Origin of the sequence: Nocardia sp. XZ_19_369 (assembly GCF_015355715.1) — a bacterium.
In the GTDB taxonomy this organism is placed as follows: domain Bacteria; phylum Actinomycetota; class Actinomycetes; order Mycobacteriales; family Mycobacteriaceae; genus Nocardia.
In genome coordinates, this window is sequence record NZ_JACVED010000018.1 from 19,510 (window position 1) to 28,305 (window position 8,796).

Sequence of the window (8,796 nt, forward strand, 5' to 3'; positions counted from 1 at the left end):
CCAGCGTGCGGTCGGTCCGGTGCCCAGGACAGGGCGAGCACATCGACGTCGCTGAGCGTCAGACCAGCCTGTGCAAGGCAGTACATCGTCGCCGACGTCGGTGCGGCGCCATACGCGTGCCTGCGGCGGGTGAACCGCTCCTCCTCGGCGACGGCGATGACCTCGCCGCCTTGGACAAGTGCGGCCGAGGCGTCGTGGCCCAGGCCCCCTGAAATCCCTAGGATGATCATCGATCGACCCGCTTGGCTCGGTGGTGAATAGTGACCGGCAGGTGAGCGAACCCCCGCATGTTTGCGCTCGCGAGGCGCACCATCGGGCCGTTCGCCTCGATTAGAACCCCGGAAGCGGTGAGTAGGCGGAGTGTCGCTCGCAGCTGCTCGGCCGCGAGAGCGGCCCCGAGGCAGTAGTGCGGTCCGTACCCGTAGCTCAGCCCGGTAGGGCCGACACGCCCGACGTCGAGCCGTTCCGGGTCGTGGAACCGGGCGGGATCACGGTTCGCCGCCGCGATGATCGCGATGACCATGTCACCGGCGCGTACCGGGATCCCGTCGAGGTCGAGGTCAACGAATGCATGTCGGCCCGTACTTTGTACTGGTGGGTCGATCCGGGCCAGCTCATCGCACGCCGGGCTAAGCAGCAAGGGATCGCCGCGCAGCCGCGCCAGCTCTGCCGGATGTAGCAGCAGCTGCCGGAGGCCGTTGCCGAGCAGGCTCATCGTCGTCTGGTATGCCGCGTTGTACACCTGGAACACCAACGGGACGAGCTCGTCTTCGGCGACGGCGCCGCGGTTGGCCGCTGCGACGAGGGCCGACACCAGGTCGTCAGCCGGCTGGCCCCGGCGGTACGCGATCAGATCGGTCAGATAGAGCGTGATCTCGTCGACCGCGTCGTCTGCGGCGGCGATGTGGGGGGCGGTGAGCCCCCGCTCGAACAGCGCGTTGAAGGCCAGCGTCTGCCGACGCAGCTCGATGCGGTGACTGTCCGGGATGCCGAGCACGGCATGGATCGTCAGCAACGGCAGGACGTCAGCGTACATGCTGATGAAATCGCCACCGCCGCGTTCACACAAGCCAGCGAACAGCTCTCCGGCGGCGCGCGCGATAACCGGCTCGATGGCCCGGATGCGGGCCGGGGTGAACTCGGTGCCGACCCGGCGGTGCAGGCTGCCATGGCGGGGTGGGTTGGCGATGAGCATCATCCGCGAGAGCATCGCCAGTGAGGCGTGGTCACGCCAGGAGGCACCGCCCTTGGCTTGGCCGATAGCCTCCATATCGTTGCCGAACCGGGGGTCCCGAAGCACTGCGGCACAGTCGCCGTACGCCGTTACCACCAGGGCGCCACCGCCGAGCCGGTGCGCGCGGCTAAGTAAGCGAAGCTCTTCGTAGTCCGGATACGGGTCTTCGACGAAGTCTCCTGTGAGGAAGAGCCGAGCAAAGATGTCGTCGGCAGTGCCAGAGATCGGAGGCACCGTCATCGCGCCGTGCTCTCGACAAGGTCCGGCACGGACTCTCCCGTGCGCGCCACGGTCTCCACGAGCTCAGCCGCTTCGTCCGCGCTCGGCAGCGAACGCAGCTCGGCGGCTAATTGGGCGACTCGTGCCCGTACCACGTCGTCGGTGAGCACACGGATGATGGCGGCGGCGATCGTGGCTGGTGTGGCGGTGGCCACCGGAACGGTGATTCCGATGCCGAGGTGCTCGCAGCGGGCCGCGTTGGTCGGCTGGTCGGCGTTGATCGGCATCACCACCATCGGTACGCCGTGCTCGATCGCGGCCAGCACAGTACCGAGACCGCCGACTGTGACGACCGCCGCGCATCCGGGCAGCACCGCGCCGAGCGGCGCGAAGTCAGTGAGAAATACGTTTGCTGGGGCTGGGTGAAAACCCGCTGGATCGATGCCCGGGCCGGTGATGACAGTGAAGCGGGCTGGCAACGATGAGGCAGCCACTAACATGCGGCGCATTAGGTCGGGCTGGTCATGGAACACCGTGCCGAAGGTGACCAGAACACGTGGTCCACCGCGATGGGCGCCGTTCGCGCGGCCGCTTTGCGCGTCGCCGCAGTATGACTCGGGCCGGACGAACCGGAGTGTCGGGCCGACGTGCCGGTCGAACTCTCGCGCGTTGGGCAGTTTTGGCGTCGCCGCGATGAGGCTTGGCAGCGTCGGCGCGAGACCGAGGTAGCGGTACAGCTGGCCGGCGTCCAACGCGTCAACGCCGGCTAGACGGGCAAGGGGGGTCAACGATTCGCCCAGTTCGGACGCCCAGGCCGCAGTGGAGAGGAACCGGTTTTCCCGGCCCGTCACGTGTGGCACGCCCAGCGCCTCGGCGATGGCGAAGCCGCCGAACTCCACCGGGTCGCGCACGACGATGTCGGGGCGCCACGCACGGACGAGGCTGCGGAGGTCGGTCACCGCTGCCGACGCAAGTGCGTCGACAAGGACGGTGCGCGTGTACGCGAACGAGACGTCGCGTCGGGCCCGGGCGGCGGCCAACGCTGGCACGAAGGTGTGCTCCTGGCCGATGATGAAGTCGACGCCCATCGGCACCGCGCGCAGCCCCGTCTTGGTGATCTGCGGCGCTAACCTTGGCGCGGAGGCGACCAGAACCTCATGGCCGCGGCGCCGCAGTGCCCGTAGCACTGGCACCATTGGCAAGAGATGACTCACTCCAGGTTGAGTTGTACAGAGAACACGCAAGGGCCGGCTCACGCGATCCATCGCGGGTGCCGCCATATCACGTTTCCGGCAGTGGACGACTTAGGCACCCAGTACCGACACCCCTCGAAGAAATAGTGCGTGATCTGACTGTGCCGCGTCGCTCCCGGGTACAGAACCGGTGCGCCGCCATGTATCAGATCGCCGACCCAAACCATGGCCTGACCGCGGCGTATGAGCCCGTGATGGGGCACGATGCCAGCCGCAGCGAGCGTGCTCCTGATCGCGTCGTTGGAGTGTGGGCCGCGGGGCTGCGTGACGTCGCCTACGGAGATCTCTGCCAGTCGGTGGCTGCCCGGGTAATACACGACCGGGCCGTTGTCCATGGTGATGTCCTCCAATGCCACCCATACCGAGGCCAGGAATCCCGCAGGGTCGGAGTTGTTGTGCAGTGCGTCGGAGTGCAGGTGCTGTTGAGTGCCGTGGCGGAAATTGAGGGTCTGGAAGGGCAAAGGACGGCGACCGAACAGGTAGGAGAGCAGGTCGAGCACTTCTGGCACCACTGCAAGCTCGCGCACGTGTTCGTTGATCTGCCAGACATCCATGATGCGGTCGGTGAAGTATCGAACACCGTCGACTTCGTGATCCTCGTCAGGATAGGCGTCCTTCAGCGAGTTGAGGATCGCATCAAACGTCGGTCCGCACCGGTCCGGCAACGTCACCGTCGTGAGTCCGGTGTCGAGGAACTGTTGTCGATCAACCGCCCACGTCGTCACACTAATTCAATTTAGAGGGAAAGACTGCTCTTCGGAACCCCCGCCCTGAACCGCAGACGCATCCCGCCGCAGGGCCGCGTTGGCCCGGCGGACGTCGTGCAATTGGGCCACCAGCGCCGCGTACTTGTCCTCGCCGCTGCCCGCGATCACGGCGACCTCGGGTGACACCCGGAGGCGGAAAGGGAAGTATTTGCCGTACACGACCTCGATCATGCCGTCGCGCAGGTACCTGTCGAAGTCGTCGGGCCGACGGTGACCCCATCGCTCAACGAACCTGCGCTCCGACTCTGCGAACTCCGCCGTGCGGCCCTCGCGCGTCGCCGAGACCAGATGGGTCAACGTCGACAGGTGGCAATAGTGCACCTCGCCACCGACCTCGCCGACACGAAAGCACAGGTCTACGTCTTCATAGCCATTGGTGTACCAGGTATCGAAGCCATCCATCTGCTCATACCACCGCCGGGGCAGGTACATGCACGCACCGGTGACGATGCCGACCGGACCGGATCGGTTCACCACCTCATGATCGGCAGGGAATCCGGCATACGCGTGCCGTGGATAACCGTCAGCGCACAGCACACAACCGGCGTGCTGGATTCGGCCGTCCGGGAACAGTAATTTACAGCCGATGACGGCGGCCTCTGGGTGGGCGTCGGCATAGTCGAGGAGCTCGTCAAGCCATCGAGGTGCTGGCTCCAGATCCGTGTTGTAGAACACGAACGAGCTGCCACGCGCGGCTGCAGCGCCCGCGTTGCATGCCGACGCGAAGCCGCGGTTGTAGGACGATCGCACACTCGTTGCGGCGGCACTGAACTCGGCGATCACCTGGGAGGTGTCATCGATCGACCCGTCGTCAGAGACCACGATCTCCACGTCGTCACGATGGGAGACGCTGTCGAGCAAGAGGTTGAGGCAGGTCCGCAGCAACCCTGCCGTGTTGTAGGTCGGCACGACGATGGAGACTCGCGGCGATATAGTTGTCAACGGATTCCCCGGATCCAGCAGCTGTTGTGCCGCTCGACTATATCCCGACGCTTACTGCGATGGCATCCGTTCAGTCGGTGGCGCGCACCTGCCTCGAGAGAGGTCGCGACACGATGTTGGTGCTGGGTATCAGTGGCAGCTTCAACACTGAGGACGAACAGTGGATCCCAGGCCTGCCACGCGGCTTCTTCCACGACTCCGCGGCGGCGATCGTCAATGACCGAAGCGTGCTGTTCGCCGCTGAAGAGGAACGCTTCAGCCGAGTCAAGCACACCCACGCCTTCCCATTGCGGGCGATCCGGGCCAGTCTCGACCACTGTGGAGTCGCGCTGCGCGACATCGACGAAGTCGCATTCTTCTTCGACGAGACCTTCCTCGACCACGGGCTGTCGACGTTCCGGTTGCAGCACCCGGACTTACCCGATGTGTGCGCCCGGGAACGCATCACTCAGCTTCTCGACGGCGCCGTCGATCCTGAGCGCATCCACTTCGTGCCCCACCACCTCGCGCACGCCGCGGCGACCTACCGTGACTCCGGCTTCGACCAAGCACTCGTCCTGGTGATGGACAGCAGCGGCGAAACCGAGTCGGTATCGGCCTTCCGCGCCGCCGGCGGCGAGTTGACTCTGGAATTTACGGCGCCGACAGCAGCGTCGCTCGGCCAATTGTACTTCCGCGGCACCCGGTTCCTCGGCTTCAAATTGTTCGACGAGTACAAGGTGATGGGCTTGGCGCCGTACGGCGACCCGGCGCGCTATCGCAATGTGCTGCGCGACCTGTACGAGCTAGGGCCGGACGGCAGCTACCGATTCGACGCCGACCGGATGGACGACGACCTCTTGCGGGCCGGCATCCGCCCACGGCGCCGGGGTGAGCCGATGAGCGCCGATCACCACGACTTTGCCGCGGCACTCCAAGAAATGCTGGAGACGATCGTCGAGCACGTCGCCGCAACCCTCGTAGCACGCAGCGGCGAGCAGCGCCTGTGCCTGTCCGGCGGTGTTGCGCAGAACTGCACGATGAACGGCCGCATCGCGGCATCCGGCCGGTTCTCTGACGTCTTCGTACATCCGGCCTCACATGACGGGGGAGCTGCGCTCGGGGCGGCCGTCGAGCGCACGCCCGGCATGCCGAAGATTCGTCGCCGGCGTACGGATCTCGGCACGGATCTCGGATCGGAGGCCGCGATCGGCGAGCTGATCGCCGCATGGCGCGACCATCTGACAGTGCAACGGCCCGCCGACATCGCCGACGCCGTCGCCGGCGAACTTGCTGCCGACCTTGTGGTCGGCTGGGCGCAGGGCAGGGCCGAGTTCGGCCCGCGGGCGCTGGGCCATCGCAGCATCGTCGCCGATCCGCGACCGGCGGCGAATCGTGACCGCATCAACCGGATGATCAAGCAGCGGGAGTCCTTCCGGCCGTTCGCACCCGCGGTGCTCGCCGAGCGCGCCGACGAGTACTTTGAGCTCGCCGGCACGGAACCGGACTTCATGACCTTCGCGCTTCCGGTGCGCCCGCAGTATCGCGAATTGCTGGGCGCCGTGACCCACGTCGACGGATCGGCGCGCGTTCAAGTCGTCCGGCGCGATGTCAACAAGCTGTTCTGGCGCCTCATCGACCGGTTTGGGGCGCGGACCGGTACACCGGTGGTGCTCAACACGTCGTTCAACAACAACACCGAGCCGATCGTCAATTCGGCCGCTGACGCGGTGCGCTGCTTCCTCACGACTGGTCTCGACCGGCTCGCGATCGGCCCCTACCTCCTCGCTCGGGCCGCCACCGCGCTCGACCCATCCACTCTCGTCCCGGTGCTGGCACCGACGGCGGCTATGCGGGTGCGGCGCACGTCGCGCGGTCCGGTCGAATGGGAACTGCACGAATGGTCACACCCGACCGATATCGCCCGCACCGCACCGGTATCGGCCGCGACTGCCGCCGCTATCACCGACTCTGCCGGTCAGCGTCAGATCCGCGAATGCGTCGCCGTGGCCGACCGGTCGACTGTCGAGGGCGAGCTCTTGTCGCTCTGGCAACGCCGGCTCGTCGACTTGATACCCGTCGCGCTGGCCCACACCAAGGGCGACCATTAGCCATACGGGCCGTGCGGGTGCATGCCGAGCAGCCGGCGGCGACGCGGGCTGGCCCTCTCGAAGATCTGGGTCGGGATCTGCACATTGATGTACGGGTGGAACCGCTGCGAGATGAACCGTCGCCCGTACGTAACCTGCAGCACATACCGGCACGCGTCGGAGAGGTTTGTCGCGCCTCGGTGCCAGGTCTGCCCGTTGAGGAGCAGGCAGTCTCCGACCTTCGCGACCATACTGACGTAGCTGCGCCCTTCCCAGGCCAGGTCCTTCTCGTGCTCCGGTGGAAACCGGCCGCTACGGTGGCTGCCGGGCACGATCTGCGTCGGCCCGACCTCCATCGGCACGTCGTTGAGGTAGTACAGCGCGGTCATCACATAGCACGGCATGTTCATGCGTGGGTCAAGCGTGACGCCCTCGGGCACCGGCACGATGACGGTTTCGTCGACGTGCCATCGGTCGATGCCACTGTTGGGCCGCGTAAGGATCGTGTTGTTCGCGATGATGTGACAGTTGTCGCCCAGTACTGTCTCGGCGACGTCGACGGCCGGCTCACGGTCGAGCATCCCTTCGAAGGCCGGGCCGCGCCGGAACATCTGGTGCCGGTGGAACTGGGTCGGATTGCCGGTGGGACAGGGATGCCGGTGTGCTTCTTCGACACCCTGACGAAGCTCTTCCGTTTCGTCCGGGCTCAATACACCCGAAAGCATGACGTAGCCGTTCCGACCGAACTGCTCAGCCCATTCAGCCACTCGTTGCGTGGTCATCGCATCCCCGTTTCGCGCTCAGCCGCTCAGGACCGCAAGCTCGTGCGTACTCCAAGTCGCTCGGGCAGCACCGCGGCTAGGGGCCAGCCGTGCCGGGTGCGGAGGATATTGCGGAGAAGATCGAGATGGAACCGTAGATAGCCGCTGGCCGTTGGTGCCGAGAACCGTTCGGTTGAACCGGGCAGCAAGCTGAAGTGCAGGTGTGGGTTGCGGTGGTGCACGGCGTGCAGGTTGAAGTTCCAGACCAGGTATTGCACCAGCGGCCAAGTGTGGATGTTGCGGGTGCGATCGCGGAAGTCGTGGTCGGCGAGCCCGAAATGCTCGGGCACCGCTGTGAGGTAGCCGTAGACAGGGGCCATGCAGCACAGTGGCAGAACGCCAGCCAGCAGCGCCGCGACTGGCTCGGCGACCAGCCAGCACGTCAGCGTGGCCAGCATCAGCACTGGCACGACGAAGCCAGCCATCGCCTGCCGGTGCGGGATGTGGCCAAGTGCGGTGGGCCGCCCCCGCACAGCCGCAACGCCCGTACGCCAGTTCAGCATGTGCAGCGGGCTCGGCGGCACGGCCCACCTGGTCAGGTACCGCAGATACGCCCTTAACGAGTGGAGGTCGTTGAAGTCGAACACCCCTTCGGAGTCCTTGTCGGTGCCCGTGTTGGCGTGGTGGACAAGGTGGTAGCGCCGATGCACGTCGTGGTTGAGGAGCATGATGCCGTGGGTGATCCGGCCGAACAACCGCTCCAGCCCTGGCTTGTAGAACAGGTGGCTGTGTACGGCCTCATGTGCGGCGCTGGAGATGCCGGTGATGCCGAGCGTCTGCGCCGCCCATACGAGCGGCAGCCACCACCACGAGAACCGGTCGGGCTGGGCTGCCACCAACAGTGCGGACCCAAACACGAGCGTCAGCGATACAGTTAGGCGTCGCGCCGACCGGATAGCGCACAGGCGCCGCGACGTGCCCTTCGCCATGGGGCGAGTCTACGTCGGCCCATTATCAATTGCTAGTTGTCGTGGCCTGCCGTCTGTTTCACTACCAAATAGCCCACACGCCAACGCCATCCATCAACACCTCCACACCGAATACCGCGACGCACGCGGTATTCGGTGCCGACACGCAAACGTATAAAACAACCTCTGAAACGTGGAATCCACAGCGGCCCTGCACTTGCGGGTCACACCGCTCGCCGGTTGTGCACCGACACACGCGCCGGGAATCCACTCGACTGTCAGCGTTCCCAACCAAGGACCCGCTACTGGGCACCGTCGAGCGGGCGGGTGTGGAACGCCCCGGGGCGAGCGTCGAGCTCGGCGGCCATGAGACTTGTGATTCGGAAAGCGTTGTAACGCAGAGTGATCGACCAAGCGCTGCATGCGGCGGGTGGTCACCCGGAGTAGGTATGAGGTCGCCAGCACACTGGTGAGGGCGCGTTTGCGCTTCTGATCTTGAAATTGCTTGGGCCGCAGTAGACATGGGACGACCGACGGTTACAGGTGCTGCCGTCACGGTCGTTACCCAACTCGGCGGATGTTG

Annotated in this window: 7 protein-coding genes and 2 pseudogenes; 1 reads left to right on the forward strand and 8 read right to left on the reverse strand. The window is 65.7% G+C overall.

All coding sequences use genetic code 11. The features are described 5' to 3' along the window. Positions 1-41: 41 nt before the first annotated feature. The 5 genes and pseudogenes from IBX18_RS43585 to IBX18_RS41315 form a co-directional block, all read right to left on the reverse strand. Positions 42-230, reverse strand: a pseudogene (locus IBX18_RS43585) (carbamoyltransferase N-terminal domain-containing protein); the annotation flags it as partial. Continuing rightward, the gene (locus IBX18_RS41300; protein ID WP_194838863.1) at positions 227-1,474 is read right to left on the reverse strand and encodes a cytochrome P450; all 1,248 of its coding nucleotides are present in this window, start codon (positions 1,472-1,474) and stop codon (positions 227-229) included. The gene IBX18_RS41300 and the pseudogene IBX18_RS43585, both read right to left, overlap by 4 nt. Beyond that, complete coding sequence (locus IBX18_RS41305) at positions 1,471-2,733, reverse strand: glycosyltransferase (protein WP_373889279.1); 1,263 nt, start codon at positions 2,731-2,733, stop codon at positions 1,471-1,473. The genes IBX18_RS41300 and IBX18_RS41305 overlap by 4 nt, the downstream gene beginning before the upstream one ends. Next, positions 2,706-3,431 (reverse strand): phytanoyl-CoA dioxygenase family protein, encoded by a 726-nt coding sequence (locus IBX18_RS41310; RefSeq protein WP_194838865.1) that lies wholly within the window; start codon positions 3,429-3,431, stop codon positions 2,706-2,708. Before IBX18_RS41310 ends, IBX18_RS41305 begins: the two co-directional genes overlap by 28 nt. 6 nt (positions 3,432-3,437) lie before the next feature. Continuing rightward, positions 3,438-4,415, reverse strand: coding sequence for a glycosyltransferase (locus tag IBX18_RS41315; RefSeq protein ID WP_194838866.1), 978 nt, complete (start codon positions 4,413-4,415; stop codon positions 3,438-3,440). Between the two features lie 59 nt (positions 4,416-4,474). On the opposite strand from IBX18_RS41315, the gene IBX18_RS41320 reads away from it, so the two are divergent. After that, positions 4,475-6,505 (forward strand): carbamoyltransferase C-terminal domain-containing protein, encoded by a 2,031-nt coding sequence (locus IBX18_RS41320; RefSeq protein ID WP_194838867.1) that lies wholly within the window; start codon positions 4,475-4,477, stop codon positions 6,503-6,505. On the opposite strand, the gene IBX18_RS41325 is transcribed toward IBX18_RS41320, so the two are convergent. The 3 genes and pseudogenes from IBX18_RS41325 to IBX18_RS42715 form a co-directional block, all read right to left on the reverse strand. Beyond that, positions 6,502-7,266: a phytanoyl-CoA dioxygenase family protein gene (locus IBX18_RS41325; protein ID WP_194838868.1), complete on the reverse strand. Its 765-nt coding sequence runs from the start codon at positions 7,264-7,266 to the stop codon at positions 6,502-6,504. The two genes, IBX18_RS41320 and IBX18_RS41325, sit on opposite strands and share 4 nt — an antisense overlap. Before the next feature lie 26 nt (positions 7,267-7,292). Further along, the gene (locus IBX18_RS41330) at positions 7,293-8,234 is read right to left on the reverse strand and encodes a fatty acid desaturase (RefSeq protein ID WP_194838869.1); all 942 of its coding nucleotides are present in this window, start codon (positions 8,232-8,234) and stop codon (positions 7,293-7,295) included. Between the two features lie 293 nt (positions 8,235-8,527). Beyond that, a pseudogene (locus IBX18_RS42715) lies at positions 8,528-8,705 on the reverse strand (transposase); the annotation flags it as partial. Positions 8,706-8,796 lie beyond the last annotated feature (91 nt).

Excerpts from the sequence above, each read along its gene's own strand:
- IBX18_RS41300 (WP_194838863.1), bottom strand. The coding sequence starts at position 1,474 with ATGACGGTGCCTCCGATCTCTGGCACTGCCGACGACATCTTTGCTCGG.
- IBX18_RS41305 (WP_373889279.1), bottom strand. The coding sequence starts at position 2,733 with ATGGCGGCACCCGCGATGGATCGCGTGAGCCGGCCCTTGCGTGTTCTC.
- IBX18_RS41320 (WP_194838867.1), top strand. The coding sequence starts at position 4,475 with ATGGCATCCGTTCAGTCGGTGGCGCGCACCTGCCTCGAGAGAGGTCGC.
- IBX18_RS41325 (WP_194838868.1), bottom strand. The coding sequence starts at position 7,266 with ATGACCACGCAACGAGTGGCTGAATGGGCTGAGCAGTTCGGTCGGAAC.
- IBX18_RS41330 (WP_194838869.1), bottom strand. The coding sequence starts at position 8,234 with ATGGCGAAGGGCACGTCGCGGCGCCTGTGCGCTATCCGGTCGGCGCGA.